The sequence below is a fragment of the Brevundimonas sp. genome (assembly GCF_052436175.1).
In the GTDB taxonomy this organism is placed as follows: Bacteria; Pseudomonadota; Alphaproteobacteria; order Caulobacterales; family Caulobacteraceae; genus Brevundimonas.
The window spans coordinates 1-19,950 of record NZ_JBQVNM010000029.1; the positions used below are offsets into that span (position 1 = coordinate 1).

The 19,950-nt window shown below is 69.7% G+C and carries 19 protein-coding genes; 6 read left to right on the forward strand and 13 right to left on the reverse strand.

Annotated elements, in window-relative coordinates; translation table 11 throughout:
- Window positions 1-290: 290 nt before the first annotated feature.
- Window positions 291-488 carry a hypothetical protein gene (locus ACT6QK_RS08385; RefSeq protein WP_444597373.1) on the reverse strand — a complete coding sequence of 66 codons (198 nt, stop codon included), beginning with the start codon at window positions 486-488 and terminating at the stop codon, window positions 291-293.
- Between the two features lie 425 nt (window positions 489-913).
- Here ACT6QK_RS08385 and ACT6QK_RS08390 point away from each other — a divergent pair, with 425 nt between their 5' ends.
- Window positions 914-2,101, forward strand: coding sequence for a cell wall hydrolase (locus ACT6QK_RS08390; protein ID WP_444597374.1), 1,188 nt, complete (start codon window positions 914-916; stop codon window positions 2,099-2,101).
- Between the two features lie 6 nt (window positions 2,102-2,107).
- Here ACT6QK_RS08390 and nadC read toward each other — a convergent pair whose 3' ends face one another.
- Genes nadC through nadA form a run of 4 tightly spaced genes read right to left on the reverse strand, consistent with a single transcriptional unit; the run spans window position 2,108 to window position 6,555 of the window.
- Window positions 2,108-2,974 (reverse strand): carboxylating nicotinate-nucleotide diphosphorylase, encoded by an 867-nt coding sequence (nadC, locus tag ACT6QK_RS08395; protein WP_444597375.1) that lies wholly within the window; start codon window positions 2,972-2,974, stop codon window positions 2,108-2,110.
- A gap of 7 nt (window positions 2,975-2,981) precedes the next feature.
- A complete protein-coding gene (locus tag ACT6QK_RS08400) occupies window positions 2,982-4,559 on the reverse strand; it encodes an L-aspartate oxidase (RefSeq protein ID WP_444597376.1) in 1,578 nt (525 codons plus the stop codon).
- Window positions 4,556-5,488: a metalloprotease gene (locus ACT6QK_RS08405; protein WP_444597377.1), complete on the reverse strand. Its 933-nt coding sequence runs from the start codon at window positions 5,486-5,488 to the stop codon at window positions 4,556-4,558. Before ACT6QK_RS08405 ends, ACT6QK_RS08400 begins: the two co-directional genes overlap by 4 nt.
- Complete coding sequence (gene nadA / locus ACT6QK_RS08410; protein WP_444597378.1) at window positions 5,488-6,555, reverse strand: quinolinate synthase NadA; 1,068 nt, start codon at window positions 6,553-6,555, stop codon at window positions 5,488-5,490. Before nadA ends, ACT6QK_RS08405 begins: the two co-directional genes overlap by 1 nt.
- Window positions 6,556-6,791: 236 nt before the next feature.
- On the opposite strand from nadA, the gene ilvA reads away from it, so the two are divergent.
- Window positions 6,792-8,309: a threonine ammonia-lyase, biosynthetic gene (gene ilvA, locus ACT6QK_RS08415; protein WP_444597379.1), complete on the forward strand. Its 1,518-nt coding sequence runs from the start codon at window positions 6,792-6,794 to the stop codon at window positions 8,307-8,309.
- 151 nt (window positions 8,310-8,460) lie between these two features.
- On the opposite strand, the gene trhA is transcribed toward ilvA, so the two are convergent.
- Window positions 8,461-9,132 (reverse strand): PAQR family membrane homeostasis protein TrhA, encoded by a 672-nt coding sequence (gene trhA / locus ACT6QK_RS08420; RefSeq protein WP_444597380.1) that lies wholly within the window; start codon window positions 9,130-9,132, stop codon window positions 8,461-8,463.
- Window positions 9,133-9,211: 79 nt separating this feature from the next.
- The gene (locus ACT6QK_RS08425; RefSeq protein ID WP_444597381.1) at window positions 9,212-10,900 is read right to left on the reverse strand and encodes a phosphatidylglycerol lysyltransferase domain-containing protein; all 1,689 of its coding nucleotides are present in this window, start codon (window positions 10,898-10,900) and stop codon (window positions 9,212-9,214) included.
- Between the two features lie 133 nt (window positions 10,901-11,033).
- Between ACT6QK_RS08425 and ACT6QK_RS08430 the strand changes: the two genes are divergently transcribed.
- Entirely contained in the window at window positions 11,034-11,495 is a 462-nt protein-coding gene (locus ACT6QK_RS08430) for a superoxide dismutase (RefSeq protein WP_444597382.1), read from the forward strand.
- Window positions 11,496-11,562: 67 nt separating this feature from the next.
- Here ACT6QK_RS08430 and ACT6QK_RS08435 read toward each other — a convergent pair whose 3' ends face one another.
- The gene (locus ACT6QK_RS08435; protein WP_444597383.1) at window positions 11,563-11,814 is read right to left on the reverse strand and encodes a GlsB/YeaQ/YmgE family stress response membrane protein; all 252 of its coding nucleotides are present in this window, start codon (window positions 11,812-11,814) and stop codon (window positions 11,563-11,565) included.
- Window positions 11,815-11,997: 183 nt separating this feature from the next.
- Between ACT6QK_RS08435 and ACT6QK_RS08440 the strand changes: the two genes are divergently transcribed.
- Together ACT6QK_RS08440 and hisN are read left to right on the forward strand one after the other, a co-directional pair.
- Window positions 11,998-12,381, forward strand: a complete 384-nt coding sequence (locus tag ACT6QK_RS08440) for a helix-turn-helix domain-containing protein (protein WP_444597384.1) — start codon at window positions 11,998-12,000, stop codon at window positions 12,379-12,381.
- Window positions 12,382-12,424: 43 nt separating this feature from the next.
- A complete protein-coding gene (hisN, locus tag ACT6QK_RS08445) occupies window positions 12,425-13,210 on the forward strand; it encodes a histidinol-phosphatase (RefSeq protein WP_444597385.1) in 786 nt (261 codons plus the stop codon).
- Between the two features lie 526 nt (window positions 13,211-13,736).
- Here hisN and ACT6QK_RS08450 read toward each other — a convergent pair.
- The 3 genes from ACT6QK_RS08450 to ACT6QK_RS08460 form a co-directional block, all read right to left on the reverse strand.
- Window positions 13,737-14,762 carry an alpha/beta fold hydrolase gene (locus ACT6QK_RS08450; RefSeq protein WP_444597386.1) on the reverse strand — a complete coding sequence of 342 codons (1,026 nt, stop codon included), beginning with the start codon at window positions 14,760-14,762 and terminating at the stop codon, window positions 13,737-13,739.
- Window positions 14,759-15,655: a class I SAM-dependent methyltransferase gene (locus tag ACT6QK_RS08455; RefSeq protein WP_444597387.1), complete on the reverse strand. Its 897-nt coding sequence runs from the start codon at window positions 15,653-15,655 to the stop codon at window positions 14,759-14,761. Before ACT6QK_RS08455 ends, ACT6QK_RS08450 begins: the two co-directional genes overlap by 4 nt.
- A gap of 170 nt (window positions 15,656-15,825) precedes the next feature.
- Window positions 15,826-16,635: a class I SAM-dependent methyltransferase gene (locus ACT6QK_RS08460; protein WP_444597388.1), complete on the reverse strand. Its 810-nt coding sequence runs from the start codon at window positions 16,633-16,635 to the stop codon at window positions 15,826-15,828.
- 237 nt (window positions 16,636-16,872) lie between these two features.
- Here ACT6QK_RS08460 and ACT6QK_RS08465 point away from each other — a divergent pair, with 237 nt between their 5' ends.
- Window positions 16,873-17,337, forward strand: coding sequence for an Hsp20 family protein (locus ACT6QK_RS08465; RefSeq protein ID WP_444597389.1), 465 nt, complete (start codon window positions 16,873-16,875; stop codon window positions 17,335-17,337).
- A 58-nt stretch (window positions 17,338-17,395) separates the two neighbouring features.
- On the opposite strand, the gene ACT6QK_RS08470 is transcribed toward ACT6QK_RS08465, so the two are convergent.
- Window positions 17,396-18,646, reverse strand: a complete 1,251-nt coding sequence (locus ACT6QK_RS08470) for a pentapeptide repeat-containing protein (RefSeq protein ID WP_444597390.1) — start codon at window positions 18,644-18,646, stop codon at window positions 17,396-17,398.
- Window positions 18,643-19,914, reverse strand: a complete 1,272-nt coding sequence (locus ACT6QK_RS08475) for a pentapeptide repeat-containing protein (RefSeq protein WP_444597391.1) — start codon at window positions 19,912-19,914, stop codon at window positions 18,643-18,645. The genes ACT6QK_RS08470 and ACT6QK_RS08475 overlap by 4 nt, the downstream gene beginning before the upstream one ends.
- Window positions 19,915-19,950 lie beyond the last annotated feature (36 nt).

Sequence of the window (19,950 nt, forward strand, 5' to 3'; positions counted from 1 at the left end):
CTGGGCGGAGATGCGATCGTTGAAGCTGGTCTGTTTCAGGTCTCTCATGCGTAGAAGCGGGCGTCCTTGTGGGAGGGTGTTCGTCTATCGAAATGCGGTCTGCCGCGCGGCGGGGCCGATCAGCCGGCCCGACGGTGCGGAGGATGGGGCTCAGCGCAAGAGGCGCCGGGCGCCGCCTCTAACCGGGAATCCGGTCAGAAAGCAAGGTTAGCGGCGAAAGAGCCTAAGCGGGCGCGCCGAGCCCCGCCCGACCGAAATGCCGGCCAGGCGGGGGATTGATGCACTCACGATCAGTTGGGCTTCTGCGCCTGACCGACCGCCGTTCCGGCCGCGCCGCCCACGGCCGCGCCGACGGGGCCGCCCACGACGGCGCCGGCGATCGCGCCCGTCGCGGCCTTCTGTTCGATGGTGTGGCCGCAGGCGGACAGGGTCAGGGCGCCGACGGCGGCGGCGGCCAGGACGGTCAGGCGAAGGGTCGGACGGGTCATGGGCTTGGCTCCAGGCGAAAGGTCCAGCCTCAACGCCCGTGGGCCGACCCGGTTCCCGCCCACAAGATCAGTCCGCCTGAAAGGCACGCGCAATGACTAAAATCTCGCACGTCAGACAATGTCGCAAACATCCGAACATCAGTTTTGAGTGTTCGCCTCAGCATCAAATACAGTATTGATACCATATCCTGAAAATCAGGCTCTGTATTCGTCGATCGCGGCCAGCGGTCGGCTCAAACGAGGTTCACAAATTGCTGCACTGCACTCGAATCTTGCGAATCAACCACATTGAGGACATAAACGGATGGCTTAAGGCGCGACTTCGAGGCCAGCCGTTCGGCGAGCGTCGATGTCCGCGCGAGTGAGGCGGCCCTGGATCAGGCGATCCTCGGTCCCCGGCGTGCGTGGATTCCGGGGGCTGCTCAATGGCCCTGCTGAACAGGACTACGCCCTTGCTGAACGCCTCGTCGCCGCGAGCGGTTCCGACCGTCGCCTCCCTGCCCGCCTTTGACCTCCCCTCGATCGCTCCCACGATCTCCAAGGCCGGCGACCGCATCGCGCGTCTGCGCCCGGTGACGGCGGCGGCCCTGTTCGGAGCGGTGGCGGGACTGGTGATCGGCGGCGCCTATCTGGGCGGACAGGCTGCGCGGGCGACGGCCCTGCGCGCACAGGCGGAACGGCTGGAAGGCGCGACCTCGGCCGGCTTCACGGAGGAGGCCCTGGCGGCGGCGGCGGGCGGTCTGGACGCCAGCGCCCTCAGCATCGCCCGGCGGCACGATCCCTATACGGTGGCCGGCGGCGCTCAGCGCGACCGGCAGGCCGAGCTTCTGACGGCGCGCCTCGAGACCCTGCGCGCGGGATCGGCGACCTCCGGCCTGCGGCCAGCCAATCTGTCAGCCGTCAGCAATCCGGCCGCCCAGCCCTTCCGTGTGGCCAGCGCCCTGGACGCCTCGCGCGACCTCGATTGCCTGACCCAGGCCGCCTATTACGAGGCCCGCGGCGAGGGTCGCGAAGGCATGCAGGCTGTGGCCCAGGTCGTGCTGAACCGCGCCCGCCACCCCGCCTTCCCCAAGAGCGTTTGCGGCGTCGTCTATCAGGGCGCCGGTCGCAGCACGGGCTGCCAGTTCTCCTTCACCTGTAACGGGGCCATGCGCGGCGCGGTCAATCGCGCGGCCTGGAACCGCGCCCGCGACGTGGCCTCCAAGGCCCTGTCGGGCGCGGTCTTCGCGCCGGTCGGCAACGCCACCCACTTCCACACCACCGGGGTGTCGCCCGGCTGGCGCAACGCCCTGATTCGGGTCAATCAGGTCGGCCAGCACCTGTTCTATCGCTTCGGCGGCCGGAACGGATCGCGCGACGCCTTCGTCTATCAGGCCCGCCCGTCGGCGCCGGTCGAACAGCAACCGCTGATTCAGGCCAGCCTCGACCCGACCGACGCGGTGCGTCAGGCCGGTCAGGCGGTGGCCTACACCGCCGTTCTGGCCCAGGAGAGCCTGGCCGCCGGTCGTGTCGCCGACCCGGCGCCCCGCACGACCGAAACGACGGCGGTCAAGACGTCCGCCCCGACCCCGGCGCCGGCGGCGTCCGCTTCCCCGAGCTCGCCCGCGGCCTGATCCGCCTCAGACGGCGTCCAGACCGATGTCCAGCACGGGCGCCGAATGGGTCAGGGCGCCGACGGAGATGACGTTGACGCCGGTCTCCGCGATGGCGCGCACGGTCGTCAGATCGACCCCGCCCGAGGCCTCCAGCGTGATCCGCCCAGCGGTGCGACGGACGCCCTCGCGCAGATCGTCGAGGCTGAAATTATCCAGCATGACGACATCCGGCGCCAGACCCTCGTCGATCAGGGCCAAGGCCTGATCCAGCTGGTCCAGGCCGTCGACCTCCAGCTCCACCTTCATCAGATGACCGGCCATGGCGCGTGCGCGACGCACCGCCGGCTCGACCCCGCCGCAGACCGCGACATGGTTGTCCTTGATCAGGATGGCGTCATCCAGACCGAAGCGATGGTTCAAGCCGCCGCCACAGGCCACGGCGTGCTTCTCCAGCGCCCGCAGGCCGGGGGTGGTCTTGCGGGTGTCTGCGATGCGGACGCCGGTCCCCGCCACCGCCTCCACATAGGTCCGGGTCAGACTGGCCACGCCTGACAGACGCCCGAGCAGGTTCAGCGCCGTCCGCTCGGCCGTCAGCAGGGCGCGGGCGTTTCCCTCGATTTCAGCGATCACGGAACCGGGCGTCAGGGGGTCGCCGTCCTGCACCCTCAGGTCGATCCGCGCCGCCGGATCCATGGCCAGAGCGGCCAGACGCAGGCAGGCGACGCCCGCGACCACGCCGGGTTTGCGGGCGCGGAACTGGGCCTTCAGCCGCGCCTCGGCCGGGATGCAGGCCTCCGCCGTCACGTCGCCGGCCCGGCCGATGTCCTCCAGCAGGGCGGCGCGGACGATGGGCTCGATCATCACATCGGGCAGGGTGCGGATCGGGTTCATCCAGGTCTCAGATCGTGGCGATGACGGTGGCCAGCATGGCCGTGGTGGAGGCGACGGCGGCGGCCATCATGGCCACGTCGCTGTCGGTCCGGGTCAGGCGGGTGTGAACCGCCGACTTGGCCGTGTCGGGATAGTCGGAGCGATAATGGCCGCCCCGGCTTTCGTGACGGTCGAGCGCCGCCTGGCCGATCAGCCGGGCCGCGACCAGCGGCAGGGCCGCGCCATGCGCCCTTTCCAGCCGGTCGATCAGGGACCGGAGCCGCTTCAGCCCGGCCGCATCGCGGATCACGCCGCAATCGGCGCTCATGGCCGTGCGCAGTTCCAGAAGGGCGTCGGGCGGCAGATGGGGCGCGGGCGTCGCGGGGACGCGGGCCCCGCCATTGCCGGACGCTTCGGCGGCGACCGCCCGGCCGGTGCGACGACCGAAGGCGGCGGCCTCGAGCAGGGAGTTGGAGGCCAGACGGTTGGCCCCGTGGACGCCGGTGGCGGCGCACTCCCCCACGGCGAACAGACCCGGCAAGGTGGTCCGGCCCTCGGTGTCCGCCGTGATCCCGCCCATGTGGTAGTGGGCGGCCGGGGCGACCGGGATGGGGCTCTCGCGCGGGTCCAGACCGGCGGCGAGGCAACTGGCGAAGACGGCGGGGAACTCGGCCGGGAAATGGGCCCCGATGGCTGTGCGGGCGTCGAGGAAGGCGCCGCGACCCTCCGCGACCGCCCGGTGGACGGCGCGGGCGACGATGTCGCGGGGGGCCAGATCGGCGTCGTCCGCCGCGCCCAGCAGGAACCGGCCCTCGCGGTCGATCAGCCGCGCCCCCTCGCCGCGAAGGGCCTCGGTGGCCAGAGGCATGGGGTCGAGGCCGACGTCGATGGCGGTGGGGTGGAACTGGACGAACTCGGGAGCGAGGATCTCGGCCCCCGCCCCCCAGGCCAAGGCCAGCCCCTCGCCCAGCAGGGCGGCCGGAGTGGTGGTTCGGCCGTACAGACCGCCCGCGCCGCCGGTGGCCAGAACGACGGCCGAGGCCAGAACCTCGACGAGGGCCCCGCCCCCACGTTCGATCACGGCGCCGACGATGCGGCCGTCGCCGTCCTGAACCAGACCGCGCAGACGACCGTCCTCCCAGACCTGGATATGGTCGGCGGCGCGGGTCGCTGTGACCAGAGCCGAAAGGATGGCGCGCCCAGCGCCGTCGCCGCCGACCCGGGCGACCCGGGCCAGGGAATGGGCGGCCTCGCGGCTGACGGCGAAGCCGCCGTCGGCGTCGCGGTCGAAGGGGGCGCCAAGCGCGGCCAGCCACTCGACCGTGGCCCGGCCGTCCGTGGTCAGGGCCAGGGCCGCGTCGTGATCGACCAGACCGGCGCCCGCCGCCTCCGTGTCCTTGAGGTGCAGGCCGGGTGTGTCCTCGAACGACAGGGCCGCCGCGACGCCGCCCTGGGCCCAGGCGCTGGAGGCCGACTGCAGCAGGGGCGCCGGACTGACCACCAGAACCTTGGCCGGGCCAGTCTCGCCTTGGGCCGACAGGGCCGTGGAAAGGCCCGCCAGCCCGCCGCCGATAACCAGCGGGCCGTCATGCTCGATGCAAGTCATTGCGAGGTCCCGAGGAACCGGTCGAGGTTCAGGACGCGCAGTCCCGTCTCGAGCGCACCCGACACGCCGTCGTTCGACAGGGGCAGCAGGGTTCCAAGAGCCACGGCCACACAGGCGGCGGCAGTGACCAGATAGAGCAGCAGGCTCAGCCCCGCCTCCCTCCCGGTCAGGGGCGTTTCGCTGGATCGGCCGTTGCCGCGCTGGAGTTGGCCCAGCAGGGACAGGGCGAGAAAGACCGCGAGAATCCAGCGGCCTGTGGTCAGACCCCAGACCACCACCAGACCTCCGATGGTGATGAGCGCCGCCTTCTCCAGCATCGGATGGACGCGGGCCAGGACCGGGCCCAGCGCGTGCGAGCCGTCCAGCGGCGGCGCCGGCGCCATGTTCACCAGATTGATCAGGGCGACGAAGAAGGCGCCGATCAGCCATTCCGACTGACCCGTGGCGTACCAGATTCCCAGCAGCGGCAGGACGGCGATCAGGCCGAAAGCCGGTCCGGCCAGGGAGACCAGGACCCCGTGCCATTCCGTCGTCGGCGGTCTCTGTCCCTTAGCCAGGCCGCCGAGGAAGGGGATGATGTAGATGCGGGCCGGGCCCATGCCGTAGCGGTTCATCGCCAGCACATGGCCGTATTCATGCACCAGCAGGCCGAACAGGGCCGCCAGGACGACGATCAGACTGCCCGTCATCCACCACAGGAAGCCGCCGAGCAGCAGGGTGGAGAGGATGGCCCAGACCGGGCTCTGGCCCTTGTCCAGAACGCCGGTTCGGCCGCCGTCGCCCTGCGGCTGATCCTTGGCCGTCCGCTCGACCCGCACGCTGATCGGGCCGAGGCGGCGTTCGGTCACCTTCGGGGCGGGCGGGGCGTTCGGATCGGGGTCCCAGGGGCCGCGCGGGCGGGCGCTCTCGCCAGTCGTCTCGTCGGTCATCAGATCAACTCGACCGCGACATGATGCCGGGCCTTCACCAGATCATAGCGCGACGGGACGGCGGGCGGGGGCAGGTCGACCATCCGCTGCACCGCCAGCCGGGCGCGCTCGGCGATGTCGTCGGGCACGGTGACCTCGAATTGCATATGCAGCAGGGCGTCGCGGATATTCTCCAGGGTGATCCGCTTCATGTGCGGGCACATGTTGCACGGGCCGATGAAGTCGACCTCCGGCACGTCGCCCTTGATGTTGGACGCCATGGAGCATTCGGTGATCAGGACCACCTGTTTCGGCTTCTTCGACATGACGTAGTCGGTCATGGCGGCGGTCGAGCCGGCGAAGTCGGCGGCCGACAGGACCTCTTCCGGGCATTCCGGGTGGGCCAGGATTTCGGCGCCCGGATAGGCCACGCGCATGTCGGCGATGTCGGAGGCGGTGAACCGCTCATGCACCTCGCAGCAGCCCTTCCAGGCGATGATGCCGACATGGGTCTGGGCCGCGACGTTGCGCGCAAGGAATTCGTCGGGGATCAGGATGACGCGATCGACGCCCCATTCCCTGGCCGCCCACTCCACGATCTGGACCGCGTTGGCCGAGGTGCAGCAGATGTCGGTCTCGGCCTTCACGTCGGCGGTGGTGTTCACATAGGTGACCACCGGCAGGCCCGGATAGCGGGCCTTGATCAGCCGCACGTCGGCGCCCGTGATCGAGGAGGCCAGGGAGCAGCCGGCGCGCAGGTCGGGGATCAGCACCATCTTGGACGGCGACAGAATCTTGGAGGTCTCGGCCATGAAGTGGACGCCCGCCTGGACGATGACCTTGGCCTCTGAACGCGCGGCCTCCTTCGCCAGGCCGAGGCTGTCGCCGACATAGTCGCCCACGCCGTGGAAGATTTCGGGCGTCATGTAGTTGTGGGCCAGGATGACGGCGTCGCGCTCTTTTTTGAGGCGGTTGATCTCGACGATCAGCTCCGCCTGGGCCGGCCATTCGATCGGGGTGACGTGGTCCTTGACCTTGGCCCAGACCGGCGCGGTCGCGCGGGCGGTCGATTCCGACAATCCGAACATCTTGGCTCTCCGACGGACCGGGCCGTCACGACTTATGCTCAACGTGAACATATGTAGGGTCAATGTAGACCTCTTGAACCCCATTGCAAGGGCCGACGAAAGGCCGCGCGGCTGAACAGTCGGCGCGCGCCCTGCGGCGCCCGCGACAGGAATGAGAGGATTTATGCTCGACCGGCGGAAGATTGGCCCTTATGCGACGACTTCGTTTCCTTCCGATCTGATTTTTCGAGACGTTCGTGCAAGACACCATCCGCCGCATCCTGACCGCCCGCGTCTATGACGTGGCCGAGGAGACGCCGCTGGACGTCCTGCAACGGATGTCGGCGCGGCTGGGCCGTCCGGTGCTGCTGAAGCGCGAGGACCTGCAGCCGGTGTTCAGCTTCAAGATCCGGGGCGCCTACAACAGGATCGCCCAACTGACCGAGGCGGAGCTGGCGCGCGGCGTGATCTGCGCCTCGGCCGGCAACCATGCCCAGGGCGTGGCCCTGGCGGCGGCGCGGCGGGGGACGACGGCGACCATCGTCATGCCGACCACCACCCCCGGCATCAAGGTGGCGGCGGTCAAGGCGCGCGGGGGCCATGTCGTTCTGCACGGCGACGAGTTCGACCAGGCGGCCGCCCATGCCCGGCGGCTTGAGGCCGAGACCGGCGCGGTCTTCATCCACCCCTTCGACGATCCCGACGTCATCGCCGGACAGGGCACGGTCGGGCTGGAAATCCTGCGCCAGCATCCCGATCCGATCGAGGCGGTCTTCGTCCCCATCGGGGGTGGCGGTCTGGCGGCGGGCGTGGCGGCCATCATCCGCTTCCTGAGGCCCGAGGCGAAGATCATCGGCGTCGAACCCGTGGACGCCCCGACCATGAAGACCGCCATCGACAAGGGCGAGGTCACGACCCTGAACGAGGTCGGCCTGTTCGCGGACGGCGTGGCGGTGCGGCGCGCCGGCGACCACACCTTCCTTCTGTGCCGCGAACTGCTGGACGGGATCGTCCTGGTCGACACCGACGCCATCTGCGCGGCGGTCAAGGACGTGTTCGACGACGTGCGGGCCGTGGCCGAGCCGGCGGGCGCTCTCGCCTTGGCTGGATTGAAGGTCTGGGCGGCGGAGCATCCCGGTGCGGGCGCCCTGGTGGCGATCAACTCCGGCGCCAATCTCAACTTCGATCGCCTGCGTCACGTCGCCGAACGGGCCGAGATCGGCGAGGGCGCGGAGGCTTTGCTGGCCGTGACCCTGAAAGAGGACCGCGACGACTACAGCCGCTTCCTGACTCTGCTGGACGGTCGGTCGGTGACCGAGTTCAACTACCGCTGGTCCGACGTCGGAACGGCGCGGTTCTTCGTGGGCGTGGGGCTGAAGGCCGGTCTGGCGGAGAAGGACGCCCTGATCGCCCGGCTGATCGAGGCCGGTTACGCCGTCGAGGACATGAGCGACAACGAGGCGGCCAAGCTGCATGTGCGTCACATGGTCGGGGGTCGGGCGACGGGGCTGGAGCATGAGCGGGTGCTGCGCTTCGCCTTCCCCGAACGGCCGGGCGCCTTCCTGCGCTTCCTCGCCAGCCTGAAGCCGGCCTGGACCCTGACCCTGTTTCATTACCGCAACCACGGCGACGACGTGGGGCGGGTGCTGGCGGGGATTTCGGTGCGGGCGGAGGAGCAGGCCGCCCTGACCGAGGCCCTGCACGGGCTCGGCTATCCTTACGTAGATGAAACCGACAATCCGGCCATCCGCCTGTTCCTGGACGGCGCTCGGTAAAGAAAAGGCCGCGCTTCGGGGGAAGCGCGGCCAAAGGTCGTTGGGAGGAAAACGCTCGATCAGGAGCGGACCGGATATGGGGCGGCGTCGCGGCCCTCGCCAGTCATCATCCCTGACGGCGTCTTCAGAAAATCTGTTCGGTGGGCGCCCGTCAGTGGGCGCCGGCGGTCAGGACGACGCCGACCAGAATGGCGGCCCAGTGCACACCGGCGGCGGCGACCACATGGCCGTGCCAGATGGCGCGAAAATACTTGAGCCGCTTCTGCACGTAGAAGAGGACGCCGGTCGTATAGACCAGCCCGCCGATGGCCAGCAGCAGCATGGCCACCCAGGACACGCTGGCCAGCATGGGCTTGATCGCGATCAGCACCAGCCAGCCCAGCGCCAGATACAGCACGATCCAGAACTTGCGTCCGAGCCCCGGCAGGAACAGCTTCCCGAGCGCGCCCAGGCCGCCGATGGTCCAGACCGCCGTGGTCATGGCCCAGGACCAGACCCCCTCCAGATTGTGGGTGGTGAAGGGGGTGTAGGAGCCGGCGATCATCAGAAAGATGCCGGCGTGGTCCAGCCGCCGCAGCACCGGCTGCCACTCCGGCTTGGCGAAGTTGTAGGCCGTGGAGAAGCCCAGCATGGCCAGCAGGCCCGCCGCATAGACCATCAACCCCGCAATCAGGCCGACGTCGCCGCGCGACACGGCCAAACCCAGAAGCACCCCGCCGCCGAACAGGGCCAGCACCAGTCCGGTCAGGTGCACGATCAGGTCGGCGACGCGCGCGCCCGGCGTGGGATAGTGGCGGGACAGGTCGATCCTGGGCAGGTTCATCGGAGGCGTCCGGACGCGAAGGCGAGGTCAGAACCCTAGCCTAGCCTCGTGACCCGATCGTGTCATGGATGACGTCGCGTCACCCGGCACGACGACGCTTGTTCAGCCCCAACAGGCCTGGCCAACCGCCAGAGGTCAGAAGCGCCACGTCCAGCAGGGCCAGAGGCAGGGGGCTGGACGCCGGGGCGGCGATGAACCGCGACCGCCATTCGGGGAAGAACTTGGCCTTGTAGGTTCTCAGGCCCTGGAAGCCGTAAAGGGCGCCGCCCTCCTCGAACACCAGGGCGCCGACGCGGGCGAAGACGGGGGCCAGGCGCCGATCCTCCAGTCCCGCCAAGGGCGCCATGCCCAGGTCGAAATCGGTGAAGCCCTGGGTCTCCGCCCACTGGATCGAGCGGATGAACAGATAGTCCATCACCCCATGCGGGGCGTCGGGGCTGTGACGCATCAGGTCGACCGCGATCTCGCGCGGGTCTCCCACGCCGGGCAGCAGATTGGCGAAGGCGACGATGCGCGAGCGGCCCTCGACCGTCTCGCGCACGACGGCCAAAGGCGTCAGGTCCAGATAGTCGAGATCGAACCGGCCCATGGAGAAGGCCTTCTCGTCGCCGTTGTGATCCTCCAGCCAGGCGTCGGACACGGCGCGCAATTCGTTCGCCAGCTCCGAGGCGGAACCGGGCGGCAAAACCTCGAACGAGGCGCCCTCCCGCTCGGCCCGGTTGATGGCGGTGCGCAGGTTCTGTCGTCCCTTGCCCTCGAGGGTGAAGCCGGCGATGGGGACCACAGCCGTCTCCCCGACCTTGCGCACCGCCAGGCCCAGGGTGGCGATGTCGCCGAGCAGATCCTCCGACACCGAATAGAAGACCGCCGCCCCGCCCCAGCTGTCCGCCATCTCGGCGAAGGCCCACAACAGGTCGCGCCGTTCCGATTTCAGACCCGTCGGCTCGCCCATGGCGATCCAGCGCCGGCCCCGCACGCGATAGGCGAGGAAGGTCCGGCCCGAGGGGCTGAACAACAGGGCCTTGTCGCCCAGGGCGGCCAGCCAGGCCTCGGGCGTGGCCCGGTCCGCGCCGGCCAGGGCGGCGAGGGCGCGCTCGCGTTCGGCGGGACCGGCCGGACGATGTCGGCCCGATCCCGGCGCCGACAGCAGGGAGACCGCGGCGACGGCCAGGGCCAGGATCGACAGGACGGCAGCGGCGCGGATGAATCCCGAGGCCTCCCGGTCCGTCAGCAGGCTCCACCAGAGTTCGTCGGTGTAATCGACGTCGCGCCAGGCGAAGAAGCCCAGCCACAGGGCCGCCGCCACCGAACAGACCAGCAGAAACAACCATCCGGGCCGCAAAGGCTCCAGCAGGCGGGACCGACGATTGAAGGCGCTGCGACAGGGGATCAGAAGGGCTGCGATCAGGGCCAGCAGTCCCGCCTCTTCCCAATCCAGCCCCTTGAGCAGAGAGAAGGCCGCGCCGGCGAACAGCATGGCCAGGGTCGCCCAGTAGGCGCCGCGCCGACGACGCCAGAGGCCGGCCGACAGGAGCAGCAACAGGAACCCCACCACGCTGGCGGCGAAATGGGACAGGTCGATCAGCAGGGGCGAGACCGAACCGGCAAGGGCCCGCAGTCGGTCGCCGAAGGCCGGGGTCACGGCCGAGACGATCATCACAGCCCCGACCGCGAACACGGCGACGGCGAAGGCCTGAGGCGTCGCCTCGGCCGCGAGGGCGGCCAGCCGCATCGCGACGCCACGGGTTTTGACCTTGGGAGCATTCATTGTGGCGCTCGATAGCATGAATCGTCCAAGCGGGGCGGCTCCAAGGTCATTTCGGGGCAGGCGAAACAATCCGAAACGGGGCGTGTTTTCTTTTCGAGGCGGCGCCCCGGCCGCCCAGCAAATGGAGACGACCATGTTCGCCAAGACCGCTCTTCTGACCGGAGCCGCCGTCCTGATGCTGAGCGCCGCCCCGGCCCTCGCCCAGGACCAGATGACCCCTCCGGCTCCCGCGACCCAGAACCCCGCCCCGACGCCGGCCCCGGCTCCGGCGGCGCCCGGCACGATGCAGATCCAGCCCGGTTCGGATGTGAAGGGCTCTGACGGGGCCGTGCTCGGCAAGCTGGAAGGCGTCCAGACCGTCGCCGGCGCTCAGCAGCTGAAGGTGCGCGGCTCCGACGGCGTGCTGCGCGGCGTGTCCCTGGCCGGCCTGAAGCAGGACGGCGCCGGCGTGGCCGTGGCCGCGACGACCGCAGAGTTCCAGGCCGCCCCGGCGATCAATGAGCCCGCCCCCGCCCCGGCGACGACGACGCCGCCCGCTGCGGACGAACCGGCTCCGGAAGCCACGCCCGACGCGACGACGCCCCCGACGGCCTGAGGCTGACGGCTGAATAAAAACGGGGCGCCCCTTTGGGCCGCCCCTTTCGTTTGCGCGACTGATGAAATCAGCGACGCTTGATGAGACCCAGCAGGAACAGCAGCAGGCAGGCGCCGCCGAACGCGACGATCAGGGTCACGAGATTGAAACCGCCGACGGGAATGCCGAGCAGGTTGCCGGCGATGAAACCGCCGAGCAGGGCGCCCACGACGCCGACGATCAGATTGGTCAGCAGGCCGTGATTACGACCCATGACCTTTTCGGCCAGCCAGCCGGCGACGACGCCGATGACGATCCAGCCAATGATACCGAGACCCATTTTCTATTCCTCCAGAAGCGTGAAGCTCTGCGGTCAGAATGCGGCAAACGCCGCAGAGTTGCCACGAGCTTTGCTTTTGTTGATCGGCGGCTCGCGCCGCACGCGAATACGGCACGCGCCTTGCGGCCATCGAGGCGAGCCGTTCCATTCCGGGACAGCCCGTCATTCGAGGAAACTAGGCCCATGGCCACCGACATCGACCTCCACCTGGGCCGTCGCCTGCGTCGCCGCCGTCGCCTTTTGGGCCTGACGCAGCAGCAGCTGGCGCTCCAGGTCGGCATCCGCTTCCAGCAGATCCAGAAATACGAGTGCGGCGCCAACCGCATCTCGGCCGCCCGCCTGTGGCAACTGGCCGAGGCCCTGGAATCGCCGGTCAACTATTTCTATGACGGCCTGACCGAGGCGATGGAGCGGGCCGAGGGTCCCAACGGCTCGGGCAAGGGCGAGATGTTCTCCCGCAAGGAGACCATGGATCTGATCCAGGCCTATTATCAGCTCGGCGAGCGCCCGCGCCGCCGCCTGCTTGATCTGGCCAAATCCCTGCACGACGGCGACATGGCCAACTGACCGCGCTTGGTAGGGGGGCGGGGCCTGTAGTATCCCGCCGCCCATGACCGAACTCGAAGCCTTCGCCGTCGAACTGGCCCGCGCCGCCGCAGCCGTCACCCTGCCCTTCTTCCGCGGCGACTACGCCCAGGAGGACAAGGGCGGGGCCGCCGGCTTCGACCCCGTCACCCAGGCCGACCGCGAGGCCGAGGCGGCGATCCGCCGTCTGATCGCCGACCGCTATCCCGACCATGGCGTCATCGGCGAGGAATACGGCGAGGACCGGCCGGACGCCGAGCATGTCTGGGTGCTGGACCCCATCGACGGCACCCGCGCCTTCATCGCCGGCCTGCCGCTGTGGACCACCCTGATCGCCCTGCGTCGCGAGGGGCGGCCGGAGGTCGGGGTGATCGCCCAGCCCTATCTCGACGAAATCTTCCTCGGCGGCCCGTCCGGCGCCGTTCTGATCGGGCGCGGCGAGACCCGGGCGATCAAGGTCCGCCCCTGCCCGGCCCTGACCGAAGCGGTTATCGCCACCACCGATCCCGACATCTTCACCGGCGCCGAACTGGGTGCCTGGACCCAGGTACGCGCGGCCGCGCGGCTGGCCCGGCTGGGCTGCGACGCCTATGCCTACGCCATGCTGGCGGCGGGGCGCATCGACCTGGTGACCGAGACCAGCCTCAAGCCCTGGGACTGGTCGGCTCTGGTCCCCGTGATCGAGGCGGCGGGCGGGTCGGTGTCGAACTGGCGCGGCGAAACGCCGGACGGCAACGGCCAGATTCTGGCGGTCGGCGACCTCGCCATCCGCGACCAGGCGCTTGTGACGCTCAGGCGCGCGGCGCTTTAAACGCTCATCAGCTGCTCGAACCCTGCCCGCGCGGGTTTGCGCGCCGCCCCGCTTGACTGACCTAGCCCCGGTGCGGGTCAAGGCGACAGGCTGGGCGACCGTGATGAGCGCGCAGACGCGCCGAGCGATGGGCGGGGATCTCGAAATGTTCCAAACGCGCACCGGTCAGAACCTGAACCTTCGCAGGTCCGGCAAGGCGACAATCGGCGCGAGAGACCAAGACAAGACATGTCAGGCCTCGCTCGCCCCAGGGCTGGCGGACCCGCACGCCATTCGTCATCGCCCGCCGCTGGCTTCCCCCGCGATCGAAGTTCAGGTCGTAAATCTGAGCCGGCGTCAGATTCAGGATCGGACAGGGCTCATCGGGCAGAGCCGGCCATTCGAACGGCGCCCATCGCCCCCAGGCCAAGGCACCGCCCGTCAAGGCCGCGAACAGGACAAGGCCGACGATCTGTAGACGGGTCATGCCTCATCATAACCGGAACGCCCGCGGCATGACCTGACCGGGTCTGACGCTTGGCCTCAATCAGCCAGGGACGACCTCGGTCTCGGCCCCGATAGCCCGCCCGACCGTGTCGATCGGCGAGACATAGTCGGCGAGGGCGTCGAACTCGGCCAGGAAGACGGCGCGCTTGTCGTCCGTTTCCATGATGACCTCGTGCTTTGCTCCGGGCACCTCGACGTAGCGCCCACGGCCGAGCCGGCGCGCGGCCCAGCGGTTGGTCTGTTTCCACACCCTGTCGTCGTCGGCGGCCTGGACGATGGTGGTGGGAATCTTCACCGACTTCAGCGCCTTGACCTTCAACGCCCGCTCCCCCGCGTCCAGGGCGAAGTTCAGCCAGCCCCAGGTCGGGCCACCGACCGCCAGGTGCGGGCAGGCGTAGAGCTGCTGACGCCACAGTTCATAGCGGCTCTCGTCCGTGGTCAGGGCGTCGTTCTCGAAGGTGTGGTCGAAGGGATCGTCAGGATTGTCGAGCAGGAACTCCCCGGCCCTGCCGTGGCGGATGTTCCAGCGCACCGCCAGCTTGACCGACCACATCGAGCGGTTGTCGGTCTTGATCCTCAGCATCGGTCCCGACAGCAGGGCGCCGGCAAACCGGGTCTCGCCCGCTTCCAGTGTCAGCAGGTTCAGCGCCGCCCCCATCGAGTGGCCGACCATGATCCAGGGACGCGGCGCGCGCGCCTCATAGGCGTCCAGCAGACGGGCGTAGTCGTCCAGAAACTCCTCCACCGCCCGGGCGTGACCCTTGAGCCGATCCGGCAGCAGGCGGGCCGACAGGCCCTGGCCGCGCCAGTCGTGGGCCAGGACACACCAGCCGCGCGCCAGGAAGTTGCCGATGACCTCGAAATACTTCTCGATCGGCTCGGTGCGGCCCGGGCTCACGACCACCGTCCCACGCGGTCGGGCGACGCCGGTCGGAACCCAGAAGCCGGCGCGCAGGCGCAGTCCTCCGGCGCCCCGGAACCAGTCGCCCTCTCCACCGGGAGGCGAGTCGGCGCCGGGCACTCCCATCAGGGGGGCGTTGGCGGCGAAGGCGGCGGCGCGGTTCACTCGGGCTTCCTGAACTTCAAGGTCATGCGATCGCTTTCGCCGATCGCGTCGTATTTGCTGCGGTCGAACGCCGGATTGGGCGCCTCGCCGCGCGGCGCCGTCAGACGCTGGGGCGGCAGGGTCTCGACCCCGAACGGATGGTCCTTGGTGTCCGCCTCATTGCCGTTGATCTCGGAGCCGGCCTCGAACTCGAAGCCGGCCTCCTGGGCCAACTGACGGACGAAGGCCTCCTGCACATAGCCGTTGGCGGCGGCGGGATCCTGGTCCTCTTCGGGCGAGAGGCGATGCTGCTCGACGCCCAGCACCCCGCCGGGACGCAGGGCGGCAAACGCGTCCTTGAACGCCTTCTCGGCGATGCCCGCCGCCATCCAGGCGTGGACGTTGCGCATGAACAGGACCAGATCGGCGGACCCGGCCGGGGCCACAGGTCCGGTGTCGGCCCCGAAGGCGCTGAACTGGACGTCGCCGTACAGTTTCTTGTCCGCCGTGAACTTCTGCTGATAGGCGGCCATCAGCGCCGCCTGGGCCGGATCGGCGCCGGGGCCGGTCGGGAAGCCTGCGGCGTAATAGGCGCCGCCGCCCCGGGCCAGATAGGGCGCCAGGATTTCCGTGTACCAGCCCGAGCCGGGCCAGAACTCCACCACCGTCATCTTCGGCTGCAGGTCGAAGAAGCGCAGGGTCTCCATCGGATGGCGCCAGACGTCGCGCGGCCGGTCGGCGGCGCGCCAGGGCCCTTCCACCGCCCACTCCAGCGAACCTTCGGGCGGGCCGGTCGGGACTTCGACTTCGGGCTCGACGGGGGCCTTGGGCTTGCGCTCGCACGCCGACAGCCCGGCGGACAGGGCGGCGGACGCAACCGCGCCGACCAGCAGGGTCCGACGGGACGCTTTCATGCTTCGGCCCCATAGGACCGATCCTGCGCGCAATGATGCATTCAGGTCTCCCGGGAGGCCAAATCACGCGCCTCCGCCCAAGCTTCGGGCTTAGACATGTTCGCCACGAGGGTCAAAGCGCTGACGGGTTTGAAAGTTGCTCAAACCCGCGTGATCGCGCCGTTTCAGAGCTACTCCGGCTTGCGGAAGCGCAGGGTCATGCGGTCGCTCTCGCCGATGGCGTCGAAGGCCGCGCGCTGTTCGGGGGTCAGGGCGTTCGTCCCGTCGCGCGCCGCCGACTGGCGCACCGGCGGCAGGGTCCAGACGCCGAACGGATGGTCGCGGTCGTCCTTCGGATTGGCGTTCAGCTCGCTGCGCGCCTCCAGCACGAAGCCGGCGGCCTGGGCGGCGTGGATGACGTAGCTTTCCGAGACATAGCCGGTCGAGGCGGTCTGGGCCGCGTTCAGCCCCTCGGCCCCGCGATGCTGTTCGACGGCCAGAACCCCGCCGGGCTTCAGCGCCTTGAAGAAGCTGGCCACCAGGGCGTCGGTCGAACCCTGGCGCGCCCAGTTGTGGAAGGCGCGGGCCACGATGACCATGTCGGCGGTCCCGTCCTCGACGCCTAGCCCCTCCGTCGGACGATCCACCCCAACCCACTTGCCGTTCGTCGCCGCCAGATAGGGCTTGAGGATATTGCTCCACCAGCCGGCCTGGCCGGGCTGGATCTCGACGACTGTCTGGCCCGGGGTCAGGCCCCAGAAGGTCAGGGTCTCATAGGGGTGGCGGGCCGCATCGCGGGCGCGGTCGGATTCGGGCCGGGCCGTCGAGGCCACGGCCGCCTGCAGGGCCGCATCCTCCTGCATCTCCGGCGGGGCCATGGCGGCGCGGCGGGCGGCCTGCTGGGCTGGGGTCTCCATCGGCCCGGTCGTTTCCTGGGCGAAGACCGGTGCGGACATCAGGGCCGAGAGGGCGACGGCGGCGAGGATCGGGCGAAGACGCATGGGAAAGCTCCGGTTTGAGCCCCACTCCTAGCCGGGGCGGGGCGCGGAAAGAAGGCCGTCGTCGTCGCACCCCTTGCGCAGAGTTTGCCGCTTCCCACATCGCATCCCGAAGACGCCGGTCACCGGGTCTTCACAGACCGGCGGGGCCGATATCCGGGCCGTCGATCTGATCCCCCACCGCCGTCCCGGGCACAAAACGCGGGGCGGTTCAAACTTGCTGCTCGTCAGGAGATTGACATGCGTACCTTCGACTTCACCCCCCTGTATCGTTCCGCCGTCGGCTTCGACCGCGTCGCCTCCCTGCTGGAAAGCGCCGCGCGCACTAGCCAGGAGAACGGCTGGCCCCCCTACAATATCGAGACGACGGGCGAGAACGCCTATCGCATCGAGATCGCGGTCGCCGGCTTCCGTCCCGAGGAGCTGACGCTGGAGGTCAAGGAGAACCTGCTGACCGTCACCGGTCGCAAGGCCGCCAACGACGACAGCGTCCAGAAGACCTACCTGCATCGCGGGCTGGCCGAGCGCGACTTCGAGCGTCGCTTCCAACTGGCCGACTATGTGATCGTCACTGAGGCCAGCCTGGACAACGGCCTGCTCTCCATCAGCCTGAAGCGCGAACTGCCCGAGGCCCTCAAGCCTCGCCGGATCGAGATCGCCACCGGCAAGCCCGCCCTGATCGAGGGCGAATCCGCCGCGGCCTGATCGGCTTCGGCTGGACAGACAGGGGGCGGTCCTTCGGGGCCGCCCCTTTTTCTCGGCCTCAGGCGGCCAGGGACGGTGGCAGGCCTGCGGCGTGGTCCAGCCGCGCCTCCTTCAGGCTGACGCCGTCCACAACCGCGCTGGTCAGGATTGCGCCCGAAAGATCGGCCTGATCCATATTGGCGTCGGTCAGATCGGCCCCGGCCAGCCGGGTGTAGCGCAACCGGGCGCCGGTCAGGGCCGAGGGCATTGCGCGTCCTCCTCCCAGCGGCAAGGGACCCAGACGGACGCCCCCCAGATCGGCCTGGTTCAGCAGGGCGTTGTTGAGCCGCGCCCCGCGCAGGTCGGCGCCGCGCAGGTCGCTGCCGCGCAGGTCGGCGCCCTCCAGCTGGGCGCCCTGCAAGGCCGCGCCGCGCAGGTTCATCCCCACCATACAGGCGCCCCTGGCGCTGAGCGCCGGCATGGACAGGCCCTCGAACCTCGCCGCCAGGGGGCGCAGATCCTCATTGTCGAAGTTGGCGGGCGACCCCATCACCCCGCCGCTCTCGGCCCAGGCGTTGGCGTCCAACGCCATCTGATACAGTTCGTCGGCGCGGGCCAGGGCGGCTTTCGTGGGCGCGCGCAGGACGCCGGACAGATCGGTGCGGTCCAGCTTGGCCCCCTCCATCACCACGCCCGATAGGTCCGCGCCGATCAGGCGGGCTCCGGCGAAGTTGGCGCCGCCGACGTCGGCCCCCTCCAGCATGGCGCCGGACAGGTCCGCGTCCTTGAGATTGGCGCCGGTCAGGCGCGCGCCGCGCAGGGTGCAGTCGGTGAAGTCGGCCTTGTGCGCGCTGACCCCGTCGAACCGCGAGCCGTCCAGGGTCGCCCCGGCGAAGGTCGCGCCGTCGGCCAGACCCAGGCGGGTCTCGTGCTTGATCTGCGACAGACCCTTTGTGGCGTGGGGGATCGCGATCACGCCCTCGCGAAAATCAGCCTGGGTCAGATCGGCCTGGGTCAGGTCGGCGCCCTGCAGACAGGCGCCGCGGATGTCGGCCCGACGCAGGTTGGCCCCGGTCAGGTCCGCGCCGCGCAGGTCGCAGCCGAACAGGATGGCCCGCTCCAGCCGCGCCCCGTTCAGCCTGGCGCCCTCCAGCGAAGAGCCGGTGAAATCCGCGTCGTCCAGAACCTTGCCCGACAGGGTCAGGCCGTTCAGATCCATGAATTTCAGCGCCAGACGGCGGCCGCCCGCGCGGCCTTCCACGAAGCGCTGATGGGCGACGATGAACAGGTCCAGGTCGCCCTGCCCCAGTCTGCGGCGTGCGTTGGTCATCCCGGCTCAGCTCCGTCGTCCAGTCCCCGCACGCCCGTCAGGACGGCGGTCGTCAAATCCGTGTGGCGCATCTGGGCGCCATGCAGCCGCGCGCGGCTGAAATCGGTTCCGGCCAGGACCGCGTGGCGCAGGTCCGCACCGCTCAGGTCGGCGCCGCGCAGGCTGACCTCGCTCAGGTCGGCGGGCAGCAGCCGGTCCGGCCCGATCATCAGGGGTCCCAACAGGGCCTCGCGCAGGTCCGCCCCGCCCAGACGGGCGCCGTTCAGGCGCGCCCCGCGCAGATCCGCCCGCCTCAGCCGCGTGGAGCGCAGATCGGCGCCCTCCAGACGCGCGCCCTGAAGCTGCACCCCCTCCATATCGAGACCGTAGAAGACCGCATGCCGCGCCGAGAGGGCCGTCAGGTTCAGACCCGAAATGGCCCCCAGAGACCGCAGATCGACCCCGTCGAAGACCGAGGGCTGTCCCTCGGCGCCGAAACTCTCGCACCACCGGGCATGTTCATGCAGCATGTCCGCGGCCGGCAGGTCATCCACGGGCGCGCCGCTGGACCGGGCGTCGGTCAGGGCCCCGTCCATCACCGCCCCGTCGGTGCGCCACAGCGTGGCGACCACCCCCACCAGGATCGCATCCGTCAGATCCGCGCCCGAAAGATCGGCGCCCGACAGATCGGCCCCGGCCAGGTCGGCGCCGCGAAAATTGGCCTGTTTCAGATTGGCCCGGACCAGCTTGCAGTCCTTCATCACCGCATCGGAGAAGTCCGCCGCCACGGCCATCACCCCGGACAGCTTGGACCGCTGAAGATTGGCGCCGGCCAGGCAGGCGCCCCCGGCCTGGGTGTCCTGACGCGCGCGCGGCTCCACGACACGGAACCCGGCCTGGGCGTCGGCGGTCGCCATGGTCCCTTCGCGCAGGTCGGCCTCGAACAGGTCTGCGCCCGACAGGTCCGCCCCCCTCAGACAGGCGCCGCGCAGGTCCGCCCGCCGCAGGCTGGCCTCCACAAGAACCGCGTCCTGCAGATCGGCTCCGAAGAAGACCGCGTTGTCGAGCCGGGCGCCGGTGAAGTCGCATCCCGTGAGCCGTGCGGCCGCAAAATCGGCGTCGGCCAGGTTCCGGCCGCGGAAGCTCAGGCCCGACAGGTCCATCCAGGCGAAGACCGCGCGGGCGCCGCCCGGGCGGGCCTGCCACAGCCGATCGTGACGCGCGCAGATATCGTCCAGCTCCCGCTGGCCGATCCTCCGGTATCTCACGTCCTCGTTCAAAGCCCCCATGGAGCCTGATAGTGACCCGACGCGCTTAAGGAAGCC